Origin of the sequence: Mesorhizobium sp. BR1-1-15 (assembly GCF_020165475.1) — a bacterium.
GTDB lineage: Bacteria > Pseudomonadota > Alphaproteobacteria > Rhizobiales > Rhizobiaceae > Mesorhizobium.
Window position 1 is genome coordinate 58,452 of record NZ_JAIUIF010000014.1, and the last position, 21,790, is coordinate 80,241.

Annotated in this window: 19 protein-coding genes and 1 other RNA gene; 1 reads left to right on the plus strand and 19 read right to left on the minus strand. The window is 63.8% G+C overall.

Annotated features, from left to right (window positions below):
* Nucleotides 1-37: 37 nt before the first annotated feature.
* The 15 genes from ftsA to mraZ all read right to left on the minus strand — a co-directional run bounded on the left by ftsA (nt 38) and on the right by mraZ (nt 17,211).
* Nucleotides 38-1,345: a cell division protein FtsA gene (gene ftsA, locus LB541_RS21790; RefSeq protein WP_224619573.1), complete on the minus strand. Its 1,308-nt coding sequence runs from the start codon at nt 1,343-1,345 to the stop codon at nt 38-40.
* Nucleotides 1,342-2,283 carry a cell division protein FtsQ/DivIB gene (locus LB541_RS21795; RefSeq protein ID WP_224619574.1) on the minus strand — a complete coding sequence of 314 codons (942 nt, stop codon included), beginning with the start codon at nt 2,281-2,283 and terminating at the stop codon, nt 1,342-1,344. The genes ftsA and LB541_RS21795 overlap by 4 nt, the downstream gene beginning before the upstream one ends.
* Entirely contained in the window at nt 2,271-3,197 is a 927-nt protein-coding gene (locus LB541_RS21800) for a D-alanine--D-alanine ligase (RefSeq protein ID WP_140516593.1), read from the minus strand. Before LB541_RS21800 ends, LB541_RS21795 begins: the two co-directional genes overlap by 13 nt.
* Nucleotides 3,198-3,499: 302 nt before the next feature.
* Nucleotides 3,500-4,465, minus strand: a complete 966-nt coding sequence (gene murB / locus LB541_RS21805) for a UDP-N-acetylmuramate dehydrogenase (RefSeq protein WP_140495221.1) — start codon at nt 4,463-4,465, stop codon at nt 3,500-3,502.
* On the minus strand, nt 4,462-5,862 hold the full coding sequence (gene murC, locus LB541_RS21810) for a UDP-N-acetylmuramate--L-alanine ligase (RefSeq protein ID WP_140495219.1): 1,401 nt from the start codon (nt 5,860-5,862) through the stop codon (nt 4,462-4,464). The genes murB and murC overlap by 4 nt, the downstream gene beginning before the upstream one ends.
* Nucleotides 5,859-6,986: an undecaprenyldiphospho-muramoylpentapeptide beta-N-acetylglucosaminyltransferase gene (gene murG / locus LB541_RS21815; RefSeq protein WP_140557537.1), complete on the minus strand. Its 1,128-nt coding sequence runs from the start codon at nt 6,984-6,986 to the stop codon at nt 5,859-5,861. The genes murC and murG overlap by 4 nt, the downstream gene beginning before the upstream one ends.
* A 1-nt stretch (nt 6,987) precedes the next feature.
* Nucleotides 6,988-8,139 (minus strand): putative lipid II flippase FtsW, encoded by a 1,152-nt coding sequence (gene ftsW / locus LB541_RS21820; protein ID WP_140648704.1) that lies wholly within the window; start codon nt 8,137-8,139, stop codon nt 6,988-6,990.
* Nucleotides 8,139-9,539: a UDP-N-acetylmuramoyl-L-alanine--D-glutamate ligase gene (gene murD / locus LB541_RS21825; protein WP_140648703.1), complete on the minus strand. Its 1,401-nt coding sequence runs from the start codon at nt 9,537-9,539 to the stop codon at nt 8,139-8,141. Before murD ends, ftsW begins: the two co-directional genes overlap by 1 nt.
* Nucleotides 9,540-9,548: 9 nt before the next feature.
* The gene (gene mraY, locus LB541_RS21830) at nt 9,549-10,631 is read right to left on the minus strand and encodes a phospho-N-acetylmuramoyl-pentapeptide-transferase (protein WP_140495211.1); all 1,083 of its coding nucleotides are present in this window, start codon (nt 10,629-10,631) and stop codon (nt 9,549-9,551) included.
* Nucleotides 10,632-10,655: 24 nt separating this feature from the next.
* Complete coding sequence (locus LB541_RS21835) at nt 10,656-12,113, minus strand: UDP-N-acetylmuramoylalanyl-D-glutamyl-2,6-diaminopimelate--D-alanyl-D-alanine ligase (protein ID WP_140685484.1); 1,458 nt, start codon at nt 12,111-12,113, stop codon at nt 10,656-10,658.
* Nucleotides 12,110-13,564 (minus strand): UDP-N-acetylmuramoyl-L-alanyl-D-glutamate--2,6-diaminopimelate ligase, encoded by a 1,455-nt coding sequence (locus LB541_RS21840; protein WP_224619576.1) that lies wholly within the window; start codon nt 13,562-13,564, stop codon nt 12,110-12,112. The genes LB541_RS21835 and LB541_RS21840 overlap by 4 nt, the downstream gene beginning before the upstream one ends.
* A 54-nt stretch (nt 13,565-13,618) precedes the next feature.
* The gene (locus tag LB541_RS21845) at nt 13,619-15,328 is read right to left on the minus strand and encodes a peptidoglycan D,D-transpeptidase FtsI family protein (RefSeq protein ID WP_140495205.1); all 1,710 of its coding nucleotides are present in this window, start codon (nt 15,326-15,328) and stop codon (nt 13,619-13,621) included.
* Nucleotides 15,325-15,720: a hypothetical protein gene (locus LB541_RS21850; protein ID WP_140495202.1), complete on the minus strand. Its 396-nt coding sequence runs from the start codon at nt 15,718-15,720 to the stop codon at nt 15,325-15,327. Before LB541_RS21850 ends, LB541_RS21845 begins: the two co-directional genes overlap by 4 nt.
* 4 nt (nt 15,721-15,724) lie before the next feature.
* Complete coding sequence (gene rsmH / locus LB541_RS21855; protein WP_140567380.1) at nt 15,725-16,756, minus strand: 16S rRNA (cytosine(1402)-N(4))-methyltransferase RsmH; 1,032 nt, start codon at nt 16,754-16,756, stop codon at nt 15,725-15,727.
* Entirely contained in the window at nt 16,753-17,211 is a 459-nt protein-coding gene (gene mraZ, locus LB541_RS21860) for a division/cell wall cluster transcriptional repressor MraZ (RefSeq protein ID WP_140495198.1), read from the minus strand. Before mraZ ends, rsmH begins: the two co-directional genes overlap by 4 nt.
* A 408-nt stretch (nt 17,212-17,619) precedes the next feature.
* Between mraZ and LB541_RS21865 the strand changes: the two genes are divergently transcribed.
* Nucleotides 17,620-18,735 carry a cystathionine gamma-lyase gene (locus tag LB541_RS21865; RefSeq protein WP_224619579.1) on the plus strand — a complete coding sequence of 372 codons (1,116 nt, stop codon included), beginning with the start codon at nt 17,620-17,622 and terminating at the stop codon, nt 18,733-18,735.
* 167 nt (nt 18,736-18,902) lie between these two features.
* Here the strand turns inward: LB541_RS21865 and rnpB are convergent.
* From rnpB to LB541_RS21885, 4 genes are all read right to left on the minus strand, one after another.
* Nucleotides 18,903-19,312: RNase P RNA component class A (rnpB, locus tag LB541_RS21870), an RNA gene on the minus strand.
* 65 nt (nt 19,313-19,377) lie between these two features.
* Nucleotides 19,378-20,094, minus strand: a complete 717-nt coding sequence (locus LB541_RS21875) for a lytic transglycosylase domain-containing protein (protein WP_140580017.1) — start codon at nt 20,092-20,094, stop codon at nt 19,378-19,380.
* A 211-nt stretch (nt 20,095-20,305) separates the two neighbouring features.
* Nucleotides 20,306-21,061 (minus strand): N-acetylmuramoyl-L-alanine amidase, encoded by a 756-nt coding sequence (locus tag LB541_RS21880; RefSeq protein ID WP_140672400.1) that lies wholly within the window; start codon nt 21,059-21,061, stop codon nt 20,306-20,308.
* Nucleotides 21,058-21,777: a J domain-containing protein gene (locus LB541_RS21885; protein ID WP_140648697.1), complete on the minus strand. Its 720-nt coding sequence runs from the start codon at nt 21,775-21,777 to the stop codon at nt 21,058-21,060. Before LB541_RS21885 ends, LB541_RS21880 begins: the two co-directional genes overlap by 4 nt.
* Between the last annotated feature and the right edge of the window lie 13 nt (nt 21,778-21,790).

Consider the following 21,790-nt stretch of genomic DNA (forward strand, 5'->3'; position numbering starts at 1 on the left):
TCGCCGCCGCGGCCACTTATGGGGCTGTCCCCGTCAATTAGAAACTGTCTCTCAACCACTGACTCATGCGATGCAGTTTTCCGCCTGTTCCAGTCATCCTGAGACCGGAAATTCCTTTCGCCGGATGGCTCTCGAAGCTCGCCATCTGCGGATAGATCAACAAACCGACGGCCGCCGAGAAGGCCGGCCCCTTCGCCGCTTCGGGCAGGCCCGCCACGCCGAGCGGGCGGCCGATGCGCACATTGCGCCCCAGGATGCGGCGCGCCGCTTCCGGCAGGCCGGCAAGCTGGCTGGCGCCGCCGGTCAGCACCACGCGCTTGCCCACCGCATTGCCGTAGCCGGACTTGTTCAGCCGGTCGCGCAAAAGCTCGAGCGTCTCGTCGATGCGGGCGCGCACGATACGCGTCATGACGGAGCGCGGAATCTGGAGCGGCACTTCGCCCTCGTCGCCGATCGGCTGGATCGAGACCAGGTCGCGGTCATCGGCGCTGCCGGGCAACGCCGAACCGTGCATCACCTTCAGCCGTTCGGCGGCATCGAGCGAGGTGGACAGTCCCTTGGCCATGTCCAGCGTGACGTGGTTGCCGCCGATGGCGATGGCGTCGCCATGGACGAACTTGCCTTCCGAAAACACCGAGATCGTCGTCGTGCCGCCGCCCATATCGATGCAGGCGGCGCCCAGTTCCAGCTCGTCGTCGACCAATGCCGCCAGCCCGCTGGCATAGGGCGTCGCCACCATGCGCTCGACCGAAAGATGCGAGCGGTTGATGGAGAGCTCCAGGTTGCGCATCGGAGCGGCGTCGCCGGTCAGCACATGCATGTCGACGCCAAGCGTGTCGCCGACCATGCCGCGCGGATCGCGCACGCCGCGCTCAGCGTCGAGCGAAAAGCCGACGGGGAGCGAATGGACCACCTCGCGCTCCGTGTTCAGCGCCTGCTTGGCGCCGGCACCGAGCACCCGCTTGATGTCGGCCTCGTCGGCCTCATGGCCGCCGAGATTGATGGTTGCCGAGAAAGCTTCGCTCTTCAGCCGGCCGGCGGTCATGTTCACGATCAGCGAATCGACCGTCAGCCCGGCCATGCGCTCGGCGGCGTCGACGGAGAGACGAATGGCATGTTCGGCACGATCGAGATCGATGACGACGCCCGATTTGACGCCCTGCGACTTCTGATGGCCGATGCCGATCACCTGGATGCGGTGCGAGCGTCCGCGCAGCAGCTTGCCGTCATCGCACGGCTTCAGCTTCGCCACCATGCAGCAGACCTTGCTCGAACCGACATCCAGCACCGTCAAGGTGCCGGAGCGGCGCGACGAGGCATCGCCTGAACCGCCAAGCCAGCTCATATCTTCGTCTCCGGCTTGCGCTTCAGCGTTTTCGGTTTCTCGTTGAGCGCGGCTTCGCGCTGGGTCACCGCCTCCGGCGTCAGCTGCACGACCAGCCGGTCCGACAGCCGCATATCGACGGCCGCGATATCGCGCGACAACAGCCCCTTGTCGTGGTCCATGCCGACGAGTTCGGCGAGTGCCTGATCCTCGCCATCCTCGGGGAGCTTGACGGTGATGCCATTGTCCAGCTTCAGGTCCCAGCGCCGATCGCCGACACGGACATAGCCCCTGATGCGGGTCGCGAGATCCGGGTATTTTTCGATCTTCGCCAGGAATTCCGGCGCCTTGGCCGGCGCGCTGGCTCCGATCAGCAATGGCAGCAGCACCTGCTTGCCACCCGAGAACGGCGCGATAACGGCACCGTCTTTTTCGATGACGGAGAGATCGCTGCCCTGCTGCCAAAGCGCGAACGCCTGACGCTCCTCGACGCGCACCTCCAACGTGTGCGGATAGACCTTGCGCACCGCGGCGACCTCGATCCAGGGCAAGGTGGCGATGCGTTCCCGCGCCGCCTCGGCATCGAAGCCGATCAGCGACGTCCAGCCGTCGAGCTCGAGCCTGTCGAGAATATCGATCTCGGACGTCTGGCGATTGCCGACCACCTTGACCTGGTCGACGGCAAAGCCGGTCCGGGCGGTGATGCTCTGGACGATGCCGTCGGCATGACCGCCGAGATAGGCGCCATAGGCGCCGCTCGAAGCAATGAGCACTGCCGACATGATCGCGGCGGAGAAGCGCGGCGCCTGGAATTCGCCCTCGCCCAGACGCGCCAGGATACGCACCGGGCGGCGAAGCACGCGCGGCAGCACGAAATGGTCGAACGACAATGGCAGGCTGAACAGCGCCGGCCCGGCCGCGCCCTTCCCCTTGCCCTGCCCCCACTTCAACGCAGACACGAAGCGTCCTCCACCATCCAACTCAACAGATCGCCGAACGAATGCCCTGCCTGGGCGGCGATTTCAGGCACCAGAGACGTCGGCGTCATGCCCGGCTGAGTATTGACCTCGAGCCATACAACCTCGCCATTTTCGGAGTGACGATCGTCATAACGGAAGTCCGACCGGGAAACGCCCCGACAGCCGACAGCTTGGTGAGCCTTGAGCGCCAGTGTCTGTATTTTTTGGTAAATATTCGGTGAAACTTTTGCGGGGCATTCGTGTTTTGATCCGCCCGCGACATATTTTGAATCATAATCATAGAACGAATGGCCCGTCGGGATGATTTCGCAGACGCCAAGCGCCACGTCGCCCATGACGGCACAGGTCAGCTCGCGCCCATGGATGTAGCGCTCGACCATGACGGCATCGCCATATTTCCACTCGGACGAGCCGATGACCTGCGGCGGATGCGACTGCCCCTCATGCACGATCACGACGCCGAAGCTTGACCCCTCATTGACCGGCTTCACCACATAGGGCGGCTTCATCGGATGGTTGTTCTGAATGGCGAAGCGATTGGCGACCTTCGATTCGGCGACGGGAACGCCGGCCAATTTCACGACTTTCTTCGACTGCTCCTTGTTCATCGCAAGCGCCGAGGCGAGCACGCCGGAATGGGTGTAGGGAATGCCGAGATATTCGAGAATGCCCTGAATGGTGCCGTCCTCGCCAAAAGGACCATGCAGCGCATTGAAGGCGACATCGGGCCTGAGATCGGCAAGCACGGAGCCGACGTCGCGCCCAACGTCGACGCGCGTGACTTGATAGCCTTCCGTCTCAAGCACATCGGCACAGGCCTTCCCCGAAGACAGGGACACGGGCCGCTCGGACGAGAAACCACCCAGCAGGACGGCCACATGCTTGTTTTTCATTCCCCGTCATCCCCTCTCACGGCGGATCAAAAACCAAGATTTCCGCAACATTGAGTCCGAGTCTCCCGGCAGGTTGCCCCCCCAGACGGAAAACGCGGGAAACGCGTCGAACGACTCAAATCAGGAAACGCTTTGGAGCAGAGAATCAGAGAGTTGATTCACTGGCAAGTGCTTATGATTCCGAGAGATTCACTTTCTGAGAAAATGGAGGCGAAAACCGTGCTGTTGAGTCTTTGGAGCAACGGTCGCGCGGTCATTCCTGACCCGTTGAAGTTCATGCATCACATGAACTTCAACCGCGGCTAGAGCAGCTGTCCAAGAAACTCCTGCACGGCGTGTCCGGGGCGGAAGTCCCCGATGCGCTTGATCTCCCAGTGCAGCCGGATGCCGGAATGTTCGAGCACCCGCGTGCGCACCGTTTCGCCGAGATATTCGAGTTCGTAGCCGGTCGCTGTCCCGGTGTTGATCATGAAATTGCAGTGCATGGGCGACATCTGCGCGCCGCCGATCAGCAGGCCGCGGCACCCGGCCTTGTCGATCTCTTTCCAGGCTGAGGTGCCTTCAGGATTCTTGAAGGTCGAGCCACCGGTCTTCTCGCGGATCGGCTGCACCGTCTCGCGATGGTTCTGCACCGCGTCCATCGCCGCCTTGATCACTGCCTTGTCCTCGGCAAAGCCCTCGAAAATCGCCGAGGTGAAGATCAGCCCGGACGGTGCCGACGAGTGCCGGTAGGCATAGCCCATATCGGCATTGCTCAGCGTCTGGACGTTGCCTTTGCGGTCGAGCGCACGCACCTCGACGACGCGCTCGCGCGTCTCGACGCCATTGGCGCCGGCGTTCATCCTCAGCGCCCCGCCGATGGCGCCCGGTATGCCGTGGTAGAAATGGAAGCCGCCGATGCCGGCTTCCAGCGCCACCGCGGCGATGCGCTTGTCGGGCGTGGCCGCGCCAGCCTTGATCGATGTCGGCGAAACAATTTCGGTTTCACCGAACCCCTTGGCCGACAGCCTTATGACGAAACCCGGAATACCCCCATCGCGCACAAGCAAGTTCGAGCCGACGCCGACTATGGTCAGCGGTATCTCTTCGGGAACCGCTTTCAGGAAAGCAGCGAGATCCGCCTCGTCCGCTGGCTGAAAGAGCGCCTCGGCCAGTCCTCCGGCGCGGAACCAGGTGATCTTGTCCATCTCGGCATTCGGCGTGATGCGGCCGCGCAGGCCGGCAAGCCGGCCGCCAAGTCTGTCGATCAGCGCCTGGCCCTGCATCATGAGACGGCCAGCTCCTTGGGCAGCGCATAGGCCCATTGCGTGATGTTGCCGGCGCCGAGGAAGACGACGAAGTCGCCGGGCCTGGCCAGATCACGGACAACAGGCGCTATTGCTTCCGGACCCTCGATGTAGCGCGCGTCGCGATGGCCCCCGGCGCGGATGCGCGACACCAGCGCATCCGAGGTCACGCCTTCGATCGGCTCCTCGCCGGCGGCGTAGACCGGCGCCACCATCACCGTGTCGGCGTCGTTGAAGCAGGCGGAGAACTCATTGAACAGATCATGCAGCCGGGTAAAACGGTGCGGCTGGGCAATGGCGATGACGCGGCCCTTGGTGGCGCTGCGCGCGGCTTTCAGCACCGCAGCGATCTCGACCGGATGGTGGCCGTAATCGTCGAACACTTCGACGCCATTCCAGGAGCCGGTTTGGGTGAAGCGACGCTTGACGCCGGCGAAGGACGACAGGCCTTTCTTGATCGCCTCGGCCGACAGACCGAGCTCATGCGCCACCGCGATCGCCGCCGTCGCATTGGAAACGTTGTGGCGGCCGGGCATCGGCAGGCGCAGATCCGATATCGTCGTCTGGCCGCGTCCCTTGCGGTCGCGGATCACCACGTCGAATTCCGAGGTCGCGCCGGCCATGCGATGGTTGGTGAAGCGCACGTCGGCCTGCGCGTTCTCGCCATAGGTGATGACGCGGCGATCCTCGATTCGGCCGACCAGCGCCTGCACCTCCGGGTGGTCGGTGCACATGACGCCGAAGCCGTAGAACGGCACGTTCTCGACGAACTGGCGGAAGGCTTCGCGCACCTTCTCGAAACTGCCGTAGTGATCGAGATGTTCGGGATCGATATTGGTGACGACGGCGATATCGGCCGGCAGCTTGAGGAAGGTCCCGTCGCTCTCGTCGGCTTCGACCACCATCCACTCGCCGTCCCCCATGCGCGCATTGGTGCCATAGGCGTTGATGATGCCGCCATTGATGACGGTCGGGTCGAGCCCGCCGGCTTCGAGCAGCGTCGCTACCATCGAGGTCGTCGTCGTCTTGCCGTGCGTGCCGCCGATCGCCACTGCCTGGCGGAAGCGCATCAGTTCGGCCAGCATTTCGGCGCGGCGCACGATCGGCAGCAATTTCTCCCGTGCCGCCTTCAGTTCGGGGTTGGATTTCTTGATAGCCGTCGAGACAACCACCACTTCGGCATCGCCGAGGTTTTCTTCCCTGTGGCCGACAAAGCATTCGATCCCCTTGTCGCGCAGCCGCTGCACATTGGCGCTGTCGGCCTGGTCGGACCCCTGCACCTTGTAGCCGAGATTGTGCAGCACTTCGGCGATGCCGCTCATGCCGATGCCGCCAATGCCGATGAAATGCACGAGGCCTATGGTCTGCGGCATCTTCATGCGTGCGTTCCCTTCTTAAAATCCGAAACGGTTTTGCGGGACGCAATAGCCTCTGTGAGATCGGCGAGCAACCGTGCGGCATCCGGTTTGCCGACCGACTTCGCCGCGGCAGCCATTGCCGTGAGCCGTTCGGGCTCGGCCATCAGGGCGCCGATCAACGCCGCGATGCGCTCGGGCGAAAGTGAGGATTGCGGCTCCACCTCGCCACCGCCGGCGGCCGCAAGAGCGGCTGCGTTCGCGGCCTGGTCGTGATCGAGCGCATAGGGATAGGGCACCAGCAGCGCCGGTCGCCCGATGACGGCGATTTCCGAGACGGTCGACGCGCCGGAGCGCGACATCACCAGCTGTGCGGCCGCTATGCGCGCCGCCATATCGCTGAAGAAGGGCGAGACCTCGACACCGACGCCAAGCGCTGCATAGGCCGCCTTCACCCGCCCGACATCATCGGCCCGAGCCTGCTGCGTGATCACCAGCCGCTTGCGCAGGGCGTCGGGGAGCAAGGCAACGGCCGCCGGCACCGCATCGGAGAAGAACTGCGCGCCTTGGCTGCCGCCGAACACCAGCAGGCGGAAGGGATCGTTCCCGGCCGAGGCGGCGTAGGCGGTCTTTGCGGCTTCGAGCACCTGTGGGCGGACCGGATTGCCTGTCGTCACCGTCTTGGCGCCGACGGCGCTTTCGTCTTGCGGCAGGAAGCCACCGGCAATCGCATCGACGCGGCTGGCCAGCGCCCGGTTGGCGCGTCCCATCACAGCGTTCTGCTCGTGGATCAGCGTCGGTACCTTGCGCCGCGTCGCGGCGTAGAGCGGCGGCAAGGTCGGATATCCGCCAAAGCCGACCACGGTATCGGGCTTGATCCTGCCGATGATGGCGGACGCCTGGCGCACGCCGCGCCAGATTTTCCAGAAAGCACCAAGCAGGGCAACAGGATTTTTCGAGCCCAGCGTCGCGGACTGGATCGGGTGGATGGCGGCGGCCGGGAAGTGGCCGGCAAAGCGCTCAGCACGGTCGTCGGTCGCCAGATGCACCGTCCAGCCACGCGCGTTCAACTCATGCGCCAGCGCCTCGGCCGGAAACAGATGTCCGCCGGTTCCGCCCGCCGAGAGAAGGATAACACCTCTGGCCATGTCACCCCGCCGGCATGGCGCGCTGCGGCAAGGTAAAGCCAACCTGCTTGCGCTTTTCCGGCCGCTTGCGCGTCAGCGCCAGCACCATTCCCATCGAGATGGCGATGGCAATCTGCGAAGAGCCGCCATAGGAGATGAACGGCAGCGTCATGCCCTTGGCAGGCACCAGTTGCAGGTTGACGCACATGTTGATGACTGCCTGCAGGCCAAACACGGTGACGAGGCCGCCGACCGCATAGCGGGTGAAATCGTCATGCTCCTTCAGCGCCGTGTTGAGGCCGCGCAGCACGATGAAGGCGAAGATGGACATGATGAAGAAACACATGATCAGTCCGAATTCCTCGCCCGCGACCGAAAAGACGAAGTCGGCATGGCTGTCGGGGATGACCCGCTTGACGGTGCCCTCGCCCGGTCCGACGCCGAACCAGCCGCCATTGATCAATGCGTCGCGGCCCATATCGACCTGGAACGTGTCGCCTTCGCCAGTGAGGAACTTGTCGATACGCAGGGCGACGTGCGGAAATACCGTATAGGCGGCAAAGACGCCACCGACGCCGGCGGCACCCAGCACGACGATCCACAGCCATGGCAGCCCCGCCATGAAGAACATGATCCCCCAGGTGCCGGTCGTCAGCATGGTCTGGCCGAGGTCCGGCTGCGCCACCAGCAGCGACACGACCAGCACCAAGAGCAACATGGCGAAGAGATTGCCCGGAATGTCGGGCTGGCGCTTGTGTTCGGCGAACAGCCAGGCGCACATGATGACAAAGGCGGGTTTCAAAAACTCCGAGGGCTGGATCGACAGGCCGGCAAGCGACACCCAGCGCCGCGCGCCTTTCACCTCGACGCCGATGTAGAGCACCGCCACCATCAGTACCAGCATCAGGCACAGCATAATCAGCGCCATGCGCCGGATCTCTCTGGAATCGAGGAAGGACACCGCCAGCATCACGCCGAGCGCCGGCACGGTGAAGATGATCTGCCTGGTCGCGAAGTGAAAACTGTCGAGGCCGATGCGTTCGGCGACCGCGGGACTTGCGGCGAAGGACAAGACTATGCCCAGCCCCATCAGCGATAGGAACGCCGCCAGGAACCAGCGATCGATGGTCCACCACCAGGTCGCAACCGGGCTTTTGTCGAGACGGCTCTGCATTATCGTGCCCCTCCGATGGGTTTGACGCCCTCGATAGCATTCGCAGCTTGCCTGAAGGCTTCGCCGCGGACCTCGAAATTCTTGAACTGGTCGAAACTGGCGCAGGCCGGCGACAACAGCACCACCGCCTCGCCGCCATCGTCCTTGGCCGCATCATGCGCGGCATGCTCGACCGCGGCTGCAAGCGTGCCCGATATCTCATACGGCACCGCCTCGCCCAGCGTCGCCGAAAAGGCCGGCGCTGCCTCGCCGATCAGATAGGCCTTGGCGATACGCGGGAAGAAGCCGCGCAGCGGCTCGATGCCGCCTTCCTTGGGCAGGCCGCCGGCGATCCAGTAGATGCGTGGAAAGCTCGACAGCGCGGGTGCCGCCGCATCGGCGTTGGTCGCCTTGGAATCGTTGACGAACAGCACGTGGTCCTTGCGGCCGACCTGCTCCATGCGATGCGCCAGGCCCGGAAAGCTTTCCAGTCCGGACTGGATCTCGCCGAGGTCGAGCCCGACCTTGAGGCAGGCGGCCACCGCGGCAAGCGCGTTTTGCGCATTGTGCTGCCCGCGCAGCGAGCCGATGCCTTCGAGGAAGGCGACCCGGCTGTAGCGGCCATGCACCGCTTCCATCAAATTGGTGCCATCGGCGAAATAGCCGTCGGTCAGCGGCAGCCGCTTCGAAATGCGGATGACGTGCCGCCCCGCCCGCTCCAGCCGTTCGGCAATCTGCGCACACCAGGAATCGTCGATGCCGACGATCGCGGTCTCGCTGCCGGCAACCAGCCGCTCCTTGATCGAAGCGTAATGCTGCATGGTGCCGTGACGGTCGAGGTGATCCGGCGTCAAATTGAGCAGGATGCCGGCCGTCGGATTGATCGATGGTGCGAGGTCGATCTGGTAGGACGAGCATTCGACGACATAGTGCCGGTCGGGTTGCGGCGGATCGAGCGTCATCACGGCGCGGCCGATATTGCCGCCCATCTGCGTGTCGCGGCCGGAAGCCTTCAATATATGCGCCGTCAGCGCCGTGGTCGTCGACTTGCCGTTGGTGCCGGTGATGGCGATGAATGGGGCTGCTGGCGCGCCGAGTGTCCGCTCGCGGCAGAAAAGCTCGACGTCGCCGATGATCTCGACACCCGAACCGCGCGCCAGTTCCACCGTCCAGTGCGGCTTGGGATGCGTCAGCGGCACGCCGGGCGACAGCACGAAAGCTGAGAAACCGGCCCAGTTGGCGCCACGCAGGTCGGCGGTTGCAATACCCGCTTCGGCCGCCTTGGCGACACTGCCTGGATTATCGTCCCAGGCGAGCACCTCTGCACCGCCCTCGATCAACGCGCGTGCCGTCGCGATCCCCGAGCCGCCGAGCCCGAAGAGCGAAACACGCTTGCCTGCAAAGGATGCGGCGGGAATCACGGGGCGCGCCTATCTGAGCTTGAGGGTGGAAAGGCCGACCAGCGCCAGGATGACGGCGATGATCCAGAAGCGGATCACCACCTGGCTTTCGGTCCAGCCGAGCTTTTCGAAGTGATGATGGATCGGCGCCATCAGGAACACACGCTTGCCGGTCATCTTGAAGTAGCCGACCTGGATGATGACGGACAGGATCTCGACCACGAACAGACCGCCGACGATGACCAGCACGATCTCGTGCTTGGTGGCGACCGCAACGGTGCCGATCAGCCCGCCCATGGCCAGCGAGCCGGTGTCGCCCATGAAGATCGCCGCCGGCGGCGCGTTGAACCAGAGAAAGCCGAGGCCGGCGCCGATGACAGCACCAAGCACAACAGCCAGTTCGCCGGTGCCGGGCACGAAATGGATCTGCAGATACTCGGCGAACACAGCATTGCCGGAGAGATAGGCAATGACGCCGAAGGACGCCGCCGCGATCATGATCGGCACGATCGCCAGGCCATCCAGGCCGTCGGTGAGGTTCACCGCATTGCCCGCTCCCACGATGACGAAGCAGGAGAACGGAACGAAGAACCAGCCGAGATTGATCAGGAATTCCTTGGCAAAGGGGAATGTCAGCGACGAGGAGAACGGCGCCTGGCCATTATGCATGATCGCCCAGGCGGCGATGCCGGCGATGACGAATTCGAGCGCCAGCCGCGCCTTGCCGGAAAAGCCGAGATGCGACTGCTTCGTCACCTTCAGATAGTCGTCGTAGAAACCTATCGAGCCGAAGCCCAGCGTCACCAACAGCACCACCCAGACATAGATGCTCGACAGGTTCGCCCACAGCAACGATGAGCCGATGATGCCGGACAGGATCATCAGTCCGCCCATGGTCGGCGTGCCGGCCTTCTTGAAATGGGTCTGTGGCCCGTCGGCGCGGATCGGTTGGCCCTTGCCCTGGCGCAACCTGAGCGAATTGATGATGGTCGGCCCGAAGATGAAGACGATCAGCGCCGAGGTGATCAGCGCCCCGCCGGTACGGAAGGTGATGTAGCGGAAGACATTGAAGACCGAGATCTTGTCCGCGAAATCGACGAGCAGTGTGAACATGCGCTTTTCGTCCCCGACTTGACCCTAGGTCTGTTTGCCGATTGTCGTTTCAGCCGGGAACTTGCCCAGCAACGCATCGACCAGCTTTGCAAAGCCGATGCCCTTCGACGATTTGATCATCACCACGTCGCCTGGCCTCAGCGCGGCAAGCAGCACCGGCTTCAATTCTTCGGCGCCGGCGCGGTATTCCGTCCTGATCTCGCCCGGCAGCGCTTCCGCCAGCGCCCGCATCTCCGGCCCGCCGAGAAAGACGGTCTGCGTGCCGGTGCCGACGATGAGACCGGCAAGTGCAGCATGCAGCTTGGCCGAATACTCGCCTAGCTCCAGCATATCGCCCAGCACGGCGATGCGGCGGCCTTCGCCCGTCACCGGCGTCGCGTTGAGCAGCGCCATGGCGGCCGCCATCGAGGCGGGGTTGGCGTTGTAGCTTTCGTCGATCAGCGTGATCGGTCCACCGGGGTGGCTTGAAGTCGGGCCGCCGGGATGATGCAGCACATGGCGTTTGCCGCGGCCGCGCTCAGCCGAGAGATCGGCCAGCGCCAGGGCAACCTTGTCGAGATCGGCGCCGACCAGACGGGCCGCGCCGAGGACCGCCAGAATGTTCTGCACCATGTGGCGGCCGGGCGCGCCGATGCGAGCCGTCACCTCGTGACCGCCGATCCTGGCGGCAATGTCGGAATGATCGGCATGGACCTCGCATTTGACCAGTCTGAAGGTTGAGCGCGCGTGCTCGCCGAACCCATAGACATGCTCGACGCCGGCGGCGTGCGCCATCTTGTCGAGAAGCTTGAAACGCGCGTCGTCGCGGTTGAGGATCGCCGCGCCGCCAGGTTCCAGCCCTTCGAAAATTTCGGCCTTCGCCTTGGCGATCTCGTCCAGATTGCGGAAGAAGCCGAGATGCGCCGCCGCGATCATGGTGACGATGGCGACATGCGGCCTTACCATCTTGACCAGCGGCCTGATCTCGTCGGGATGGTTCATGCCGATCTCGAACACGGCATAGTCGCAATCGGCCGGCATGCGCGCCAAGGTGAGCGGCACGCCCCAATGGTTGTTGAACGACTGCGCCGAGGCATGCACCTTGCCGACCGCCGACAGCACGTGGCGCAGCGCTTCCTTGGTGGTCGTCTTGCCCGCCGAACCGGTCACCGCGATGATCTTGGCCTGGGAACGGTCCCGCGATGCGACACCGAGCTTTTCCAGCGCCACCAGCACGTCCTCGACGACGATCATCGGCGCCGTCAGCCGGCCAAGCGACGGCAGCTTGCCTTCGGCCACGACCAGCACCCCGGCTCCGGCCTTGATGGCGGCGGTCGCGAAATCATGGCCGTCCATCGCCTCGCCCTTGATGGCGAAGAAGGCGTCGCCCGGCTGAAGGCTGCGGCTGTCGATCGAAATGCCCGATACGCCGTCCGGCATCGGTCCGATCGGTCGTCCGTCCATGGCGGCGACCAGCGTCTCGGATGTCCACAGCAAATTCATGCGGCACGCTCCAGCAGCGCGGCACGGACTTCTTCGTGGTCGGAGAAATGCAGGGTCTCGGTGCCGATCGTCTGGCCTTCCTCATGACCCTTGCCGGCCACGATCAGCGTGTCCCCGGCATGCAACATGGCAACGGCCTCGTGGATCGCCGCGCGCCGGTCACCGATCTCGATCGCGCCGGGAGCGGCGGCAAGGATCGCGGCCCGGATCGTCTCCGGCACTTCCGAGCGCGGATTGTCGTCGGTGACGATGACGACGTCGGCGAGCCGCGTCGCGATCTCGCCCATGATCGTCCGCTTGCCGCGATCGCGGTCGCCGCCGCAGCCGAACACGACGATGACCCGGCCGGTAGTGAACGGGCGCACCGAGGCAAGCACGTTTTCCAGCGCGTCCGGCTTATGCGCATAATCGACATAGACCGGCGCGCCGTTTGCAGTCGTCCCGACAAGGTCGAGCCGGCCGGGTGCGCCCTTGAGTTTCTCCAATGCCTTCAAGGCCTTGGCGACTGGCGTTCCCGTGGAGATGGCAAGCCCGGCCGAAACCAGCGCGTTGGCTATCTGGAAATCGCCGGCCAGCGGCAGGTCGATCTCGTAGAGCATCCGGTCGGCCTCGACCTCGGCACGTTGGCGGTGGCGCTCATGCTCGACCCGCTTCAGCGTCAGGAAATCGCCGTGGCGGCCGACCGTCAGCACGCCGAGCCTTGCGGCCTTCGCCGCCTGGATGGTTGGCGCCGACCACGGATCGTCGGCGAAGATCACGGCCGGCGCGCCCTTCGGCAGCAGCGCATCAAACAGACGCAGCTTGGCCCGGTGATAGTCCTCGACCGTCGGATGGTAGTCCATGTGGTCGCGGCCGAGATTGGTGAAGCCGCCGGCGGCCAGCCTGACGCCGTCGAGACGGCGCTGGTCGAGACCATGGCTGGAGGCCTCCATGGAGGCATGGGTGACGCCGGCGTCCGCCAGTTCAAGCAACAGCTGATGCAAGGCGACGGGATCTGGCGTCGTCAGCGAGCCATAATCGTTGCGGCCCGGCGCCACCACGCCGGTGGTGCCGATCGAGGCCGCGGCAAAGCCGGCCTGCTCCCAGATCTGCCTGACGAAAGCGGCGACCGAGGTCTTGCCGCTGGTGCCGGTGACGGCCACCATCGTCTGCGGCTGTTTGCCGAAATAACGGGCCGCGCTCAGGGCCAGCGCCAGGCGCGGGTCATCGACGGCCAACACTGGAACCGGCAGTCCCCCAAGGGCGCTGTCCTTGCCCGCGACGATGGCGGCAGCCCCTCGTGCGGCGGCGTCCGCGGCATAGGCGGCGCCATCCGCCTTGCTTCCAGCGAGCGCGAAAAAGACGACGCCGGGTTTTACCTGGCGGGAATCCGAAGAGATGCCGGTAACCTCCAGATCGGCGGAAGCTGTTCCTTCGACTGGCAGGATACCGGTTAGATTTTTGAGCTTCATCGAGTTCCGTTCACCGCAACAAAATAGCGCGCAGTTGCCGGCGCGCCCTAAGAATCATTGATAGGAAACCAGCGTTGCACCATTTTCATGGCTGAAATCTGGCTTCACGCCAAGCATGGCTGCGGAACGCCTGATGATATTGCCGGCCATGACCCCGGCATTCGCGGCCGCGACGTCCGTCATGCCCGGCTTTTCCGGGTGCGGAGCATCGGCAATCGTAAACACGAGATATTGCGGATCGTCCATCGGGAATGCGGCGACGAACGTATTGAAATTCAACTCCTTCGAGTAGCGGCCATTGATGACCTTCTCGGCTGTTCCGGTCTTGCCGCCAACGCGGTAGCCGGGGACCCTGGCATTTCTGGCCGAGCCCTTCTCGGCGTTGAGCATGTAGAGATAACGCATGCCCTCGACCGTTTTGTCGGCTACCACTTTCTTGGCCGCCGCCATCGCGTCCTGCTGGCTGCGGACCAGGAATGTCGGCTCCATCAGATATCCGCCATTGATCAGCGCCGCGCAGCCGACAGCCGCCTGCAACGGCGTCGTCGACACGCCATGACCGAAGGCGATGGTGAACGAGTTGACCTGTTTCCAGACCTTCGGCTCAGTCGGACGGGCAACTTCCGGCAGTTCGGTCTGCATCTTGTCCAAGATGCCAAGACGATGCAGGAATTCGCGGTGCGCCTCGATGCCGACCAGTTCGGCCTCCCTGGCCGATCCGATGTTGGATGAATAGAGGAACACCTCCGGCAACGACAGCACGCGGTTCTTGCCGTGGAAATCGTGAATGGCCTGATGGCCGACCCGGATTGGATGCGAAGCGTCGAAGCGGCTCGCCATCGTCGCCTTGCCGGAATCGAGCGCCATGGCCGATGTGAAGCTCTTGAAGGTCGAGCCCATCTCATAGAGCCCCGCCGACATCCGGTTCAGCCGGTCCTTGTCTTGTGCATTGTAGGGATTGTTCGGATCAAAATCCGGCACCGAGGCCATGGCCACCACTTCGCCGGTCTTGACGTTGAGCACGACGGCGCCCGCGCCCATGGCGCGATAGCGCTCCAGGCCGGCGGCAATCTCGTCGCGCACCACATGCTGGACGCGCAGATCGATCGAGAGCTTCACCGGCTTGAGATCCTTCGCCACCGCCAGGCCCGACGCCTGCAGATCGCTCAGGCCCTGCTCGTCGATATATTTCTCCATGCCGGAGATGCCTTGATTGTCGATATTGGTCAGGCCGACAATGTAGGACGAGGTTTCACCACTGGGGTAGAAACGGCGCTTCTCGGTGCGGAAGCCGAAACCGGGAATGCCGAGCTGCATGATGTCGGCCTGCTGCTTGGGCGTCAGCTGCCGCTGCAGCCAGACGAAGCCGGCGCCGCTCTTCAGCTTATGGTAGGTCTGCTCGTAATCGATCTCCGGCAGCACCGTCGACAGCTTTTCGATCGCCTCGTCGGCGTCGACGATGCGGCGCGGCTCTGCAAACAGCGATGCCGTCTTGATGTCCGTCGCCAGCACCTCGCCGTTGCGGTCGACAATGTCGGGTCGCGAGGCCGTCACCCGGCTCTGCGGGCCGCCCGACATGTCGGGGGTCTGGAAGCCGAGATAGACAAGCCGCCCGGAAATGATCGAGAAGATACCGAAGAACACCGCCATCGTCATGACGATGCGCGCCTTGCCCTTGCCTCCGGTCGCCTTGCGGGCGCCATCGACCACGATTGAACCGTCTTCGCTGGCCCTGGGGCGACGTTTCAGCAGTTTGCCGATCATTGGGCGATGCCTCCGGTCACGATGGGATCCTTGCCGTCCGAGGGTGTGTTGCCGGAATTGTCTGCCATGCCGCCTTGGCGCCCGTTCAGGATGTCCTGGATGTCGAGGGTTTTGGCTGGCAGGTCGCCGAGGCCGACGATCTGGTGCGCGCTGACCGGCTCCAGTTCAAGCTGCGACTTGTAGAGCTCGGCGAGCTTCTGTAGCCGCGATGGCTGGGTGAGCAGGCTCCAGTCGGCCTTGAGCAGGTCGATCGTGTCCTCCTCGTAGCGTATCTCAGCATGGATCTTCTGCACTGCAGCCAATTGGTCCTCGGCCTCGCGCTTGGTTTTGTAGGTCAGGGCCGCCGCCGAGACCATGACGGCGATGAGGACGATGTCGCTGGAACGAAACACGTGCTTACCTCTCCCCCGGCCGCTCGATGCCGGGAAGTTTTGGGCCGGGAAGTTTTGGAAGGCCGAAAATCGAAAAATCGACGGCACGCGCCGGCGCATCGGTGCGGATGGCGGCGCGCAGCCTTGCCGAGCGGGCGCGCGGGTTGGCCGCAGTCTCGGCATCACCCGGCGTCACGCCGCCGCCGGACTTGCTGAAGGTGGCACTGCGTGCCCGTGCCTCCGGCATGTGGCGCGAGCCGCTCGCGGCGTCGGAGCGATCGGCAATGAAGCGCTTGACGATGCGGTCCTCCAGCGAATGGAATGTCACCACGGCAAGTCGTCCGCCCGGCTTCAGCGCCCGCTCGGCGGCGAACAGCGCCTTGGCCAACTCACCGAGCTCGTCATTGACGAAGATGCGCAGCGCCTGAAAGACGCGGGTGGCGGGATGGATCTTGTCCTTCGGCGCCCGGCCGATATGCGTCTCGATGGCGTCGGCAAGCTCCAGCGTGCGCTCGAACGGACGCTTTTCGCGACGCGCTTCGATCATGCGCGCGATGCGCCCGGCGTGGCGCTCCTCCCCGAGGAAGCCGAAGATGCGGGCAAGATCGCCCGGCTTGAAGTTGTTGACGACATCTGCGGCGCTGAGGCCCGCCTGCGCCATGCGCATGTCGAGAGGCCCATCGACGCGGAACGAAAACCCGCGCTCCGCCTGGTCGAGCTGCATCGAGGAAACGCCGATGTCGAGCACGACGCCGTCGGCACTTTCGACATGCTGGTCCAGCATCGAGAATGGCGCCTGCACCAATCGCAGGCGGCCGCCTGATTGGGCTTCGAGATTGCGACCAGCCGCTATGGCATCCGGATCGCGATCAATGGCAACCACGGACGCGCCGGCCGCCAGGATGGCCTTGGTGTAGCCGCCGGCGCCGAACGTGCCGTCGACGATGACGTCCCCTTCCGCTGGCGAGAGCGCCTGCAACACTTCGGCAAGGAGGACCGGAATGTGGCGGGCCGGTCCGCCAACGGCGTTGATATCATCGCCGTGGCCCACCGTCATTCCGGTCGCTCCCCAGGCTTCGTCCCCTGCCGAAGCTGCAAAAGCCGGGCCCGCGCCTGCGCTCCGTAGGCCGCAAGCCGTCCCGGCTCCCAGATCTGAAAGAAATTGCCGCGCCCGACAAAGGCTACTTCCGCCGAAAGGCCGGCATGTTCGCGGATGAAGTCGCTGATCGTGATGCGACCATCCTGGTCCAGCTTCAGGAATGTTCCGTCGCCATGGCAGAAGAACGACATGTCGTCCGCCGTCTGCTGGAACGGATCCTCGAGCGCGATGCGCTGCTCGTAGCGGTCGAGCAGGTCGGGCCCGCCGACATCCATGGCCGGCAGATCCAGGCAACGCAGCGCGTAGAGATCCGAATAGCCGCGTTTCTGAACGACGGCGCGAAAATGCGCAGGAACGGACACCCGCCCCTTCGCATCGATCCTGCTCACCGTGTTCGACAGAAACCGGTCCATCACACGTCACGGCCGCTTGCGCCGCCGCACCCCTCTTCGTCGTGTTGCACGCGCCACCGCTACGCGTTCCCTGCCCTGAACCCGCCTCCGTGACAGGGGCGAAAACCGGCAAACGCGCAGCCGCCGCGGCTGCCCGATTGGCGTACGCTTCACTCTGACGCGGAACGAAGGCTTTGGTATCGATATGGGATATCATGGGGTGTTATGGGCGTCAACGGGAACAGGCTTCACAACATGCAGTCGCGACCGATGGAAGCGGCTTTGAAAACACGTCTCGTCTTTATGGATCATTAAGCCTAACGAAGCGTTTAGAGCCGCTTGGCCCAACCGGACGCGCCTTGTCGCGAGCTGTTGCCGGGCATAGCGTCTCACCACACGTCCAGGGTCACCAAGAGGGTTGGAATGTCGATGTCTGAAACAGCACGGTCGCGCGCCGCGGCTCTTGCCCACCTCCGTCGCAACGCACTTGCCGTCGGCGATTCCATCCCCCTGCCACTCACCATGGCTGCCATCTTTCACGCGCCTGGCGACGCCACCGGTTTCAACCAGTATGGCCGTTTCAGCAATCCGACCTGGGATGCGGTAGAACATATGCTGGCGCATCTGGAAGACGCGCCCTGCGTCGCCTTTCCTTCCGGAATGGCGGCGATTTCGGCGGCATTTTTCGCTGTCCTCAAGACCGGCGACCGCATTCTTCTGCCTTCGGATGGCTATCACACGACAAGGGCACTGGCCGAACGCTTCTTGAAACCACTCGGCATCGCCTACGATGTGAGGCCAACCTCGACCTTCCTCGATGGCGGTTTCGAAGGCTATCGTCTCGCTTTCGTAGAGACGCCCGCTAATCCGGGGCTGGACATATGCGATATCGCGGCGGTGGCTGCGGCCGCACACAAAGCGGGCGCACTGCTTGTCGTTGATAATACGACCATGACGCCTTTCGGCCAGCGCCCGCTCGACCATGGCGCGGATATTGTCATGGCCGCGGACACTAAGGCGCCCAACGGCCACTCCGACGTGCTGTTCGGCCATGTCGCGAGCCGCAACGCCGACATCATCGCCGCGGTGACGGATTGGCGCGAAACGTCCGGCGGCATTCCAGGGCCGTTCGAAGCGTGGCTTGTGCATCGTGGCCTCGAAACGCTCGACGTGCGCTTCGACCGCATGTGCTCCTCGGCGGAAGTGATCGCGCGGCGCCTGCAAGGTCACCCGGCGATCACGGGCCTGCGCTATCCCGGCCTGGAAGGCGATCCTTCGCACAATCTTGCCCGTGCCCAGATGGAACGCTTCGGCTTCCTTGTTTCCTTCGAACTCGCTTCGGAGCAGAAGGCCGAGAATTTCATCAACAACTGCGAATTGATGCAGGCCGCGACATCCTTCGGCGGCGTCCACACCTCCGCCGAGCGGCGTTCGAAGCGCGGCGATGCGGTATCGCCCGGCTTCGTTCGCCTTTCTGTAGGCTGTGAGCCGGTGGAAGAGCTCTGGAAGGCGATAGAGGCGTCGCTGGACAGGATCGGCGGCTGACCGGATCGGTTATGATCCAAGGTCCTCGGCTTCGATATTGCGATGACCGTGCAGCACGCGAAGAATTTCGATCGCGTCCACCGGCGACCAATCAAAAGACCTGAATCGACAGGCGCGCCGGAGGGCGCAACCTGCTGATCTCAAAGAACTTTCTCGGGTAGCTTAAAACTGCCAGCTGGCCTATAAGCCGGGTTCTGTATGGCCCTCGCCCCTTGCGGCGCGAGAACGTGGCGGCCATTCATCTTGGGCGCATATTGCCATGCGCCTCACGCAACCTACCCGGACGGTGAGCCGGAAACAGCCCTCGAGGGTTTCCCCTCGCACCGCCCCTATTCGGTCTTGCTCCCGGTGGGGTTTACCGTGCCGCTCCTGTTGCCAGTCGCGCGGTGGGCTCTTACTCCACCCTTTCACCCTTGCCCCGACCCGGCAAAGCCAAGTCGTGGCGGTTTGCTTTCTGTGGCACTTTCCCTGGGGTCGCCCCCGCCGGCCATTAGCCGGCACCGTGTCTCCATGGAGCCCGGACTTTCCTCACCCGCGGCCTTTCGGCTTTTGCTGGTGCGGCCGCCCGGCCAGCTGGCCAGGCGTATAAAGGGGTTCACGCCACAAAACGCAACCAAAAAAGCCGGTTACGACCGGTTCTTGTCACGCCGGCGACCCGACAGCCGCCAGTTGCACCTTGACCTTGCTGCAATAGGCGGCCGAGACCGGGTTCATTCGGGTGGCGCCGTGGCCGGCATTGTATTTCAGGATCGTGCCGCACGTCGTGCCGCCGCCGAGATCCCGCGCCATGGCAAGATACTTCATGCCGTATTTGATGTTGGTGTCCGGATTGAAGAGCCCATTGGCCGAGCCGCTATAGCCCATCATCCGCGCCGTCGCCGGCTTGATCTGCATCAAGCCGATTTCGCCGGCGCCGCCGACGAGGTTCGGCCGATAGTTGCTCTCGATCTTGATCACGGCGTGAGCGAGCGACGCCGGCACGCCATAGCTTGCGGCGTAACGCGCCACGATGGCCGAATACTGATCGCCACTGGCCACCGCTGCCGTCGAGGCCACTGCTTCCTTGATCCCGATCGATGCCGTCGTCGTTTTATCAACGGCCTTGCGGCCTCGCCTGGTCTTCTGTTTTGTGCTCGGCTTCTTGGCCTTGGTCCAGCTCGCCTTCTCCACTTTCGCGGAAGACCGCTTCGCCGCCCTCACATCCTTGCTGCTTTTGGCCGAAATGGCCTTGCCCTTGGCGGTCGCTGCGACGAGCCCCTGATCGGCCCGTGGGCTCAGCGGCGCGGCGCTCGCCGCCCCGAAGGCAAAAGTCATTACGCCGGCAGCAAGAGCTGCCGTTACAACGGTCAATTTCTGCATGTGATCCTGTTCTGTCTGAACGCGCGAAGATTTCCGCGCGGCATTGCTTGATTAATGTCGGATCATCCGGGGGGTTAGACATCCGACAAGCTGTACGGATCGCCCTTTGAAGCCCGAATTGCGCGCAATGAAGGCGGGGCAAGTCACTTTAAGTGACAGTTTGTAACTTAATGTCGGAAAAGCATTACTTGGACGGCATCCTGACCCAGGGTCAAGTTGGGTGGGAAGCGAGCAGCCGTTGAAGCGTGCGCATCGTCGATCCGTCCGCCACTCCATCGATCCGGCGTGGCCGGAAATGACGCTGGAAAGCCTCGACCACGACCCGCGTCTGCTGGTCGAAAACACCCGTTATTTCGACTCCATAGCCGTAGAGCGCCAGCATCGATTGCAGCGCCTCGACATCGGCGCCAGCGTCGCCGGTCTTCAGCACGGCGCCGCGCCTGATCGGTGCCGCCGCCACCAAGTGGCCGACGCCGGCCTCGAACAGGGCCCGCCAGGGAAACTTCTCGCCCGGATCGATCTTGCGCCCCGGCGCCACGTCGGAGTGCGCCAGCACCCGCTGGGGGGCAATCGCATGCCGGTTGGCAATTCCGGCACACAAGCCGATCACCGCATCGATCTGTCGCTTGGGAAAACCGGGATAACCCAATGAATGCCCCGGGTTGACGATCTCGATGCCGACGGAACAGGAGTTGATGTCGGTGCGTCCGAACCACGAACTCTTCCCAGCATGCCAGGCGCGGTCGCTTTCCCGGACCATCTGCACGATATGGCCGTTCTCATGCACCAGATAGTGCGAGGAGACTTCGCTGGCCGGGTCGCACAGCCACGCCTCGGCCCCGGCGCCTGTCGGCATGCCGGTATAGTGCAGCACGATCATCTCGGGCTTCAGCGTCTCGCGCCGTGGCCCGAAATTCGGCGATACCCTGACCTCGGCGCTCGGCTCGTCGGGCAGGAAGCCGCTCATGCGTGCCGCAGGCCCCGCTCGATCATCTCGTAGGCGGTGTTGATCGCCGCGAGCCTCGTCGTCGCGATCTTGATGAATTCCTGCGGCAGGCCGCGCGCGATCAGCCGGTCGGGATGATTGTCGGAAACCAGCTTGCGGTAACGTTTCCTGACCTCCTCGAAAGGCTTGCCGCGCTCGATGCCGAGCACGACATAGGGGTCGGCCGCACCAAGGTTGACGTGCCTGGAGAGGATCGCCTCGTAATGCACCTCGTCTATGCGGAAGATTTCGGCGATGCGGTGCAGGAATTGGCCTTCACGCTCATGGATCAGTCCGTCGGCCTTGGCGATATGGAACAGGCCGTCGAGTATATCCTCCAGCATCATGCAGTTCGAATGGCCGGAGCCACAAAGCTGCGCCATGCGCTCGGCATAGGTCTCGAAGCCGGCAACGTCACGTTTGGCCAGATCATAGAGCCGCGCCACGTTGCGCGTCTCCTTTGGCGGCACCTCGAATATTTCCTGGAAGGCGCGTATCTCATCCTGGGTGACGACCCCGTCGGCCTTGGCCATCTTGGCCGAGAGCGCAATCATCGCCACCGAGAATGCGACGCGACGACGCAAATCCGCATCGCCGGAAAAAACGGTGCGCACGGCTTCGACCACGTCGGCAACGCCCGACGAGGCTGAAGACGAAATCCGCGTGATGAAGTCGCCGAGGCGGTCCCAAATCGACATGGCCGCTTCTTAG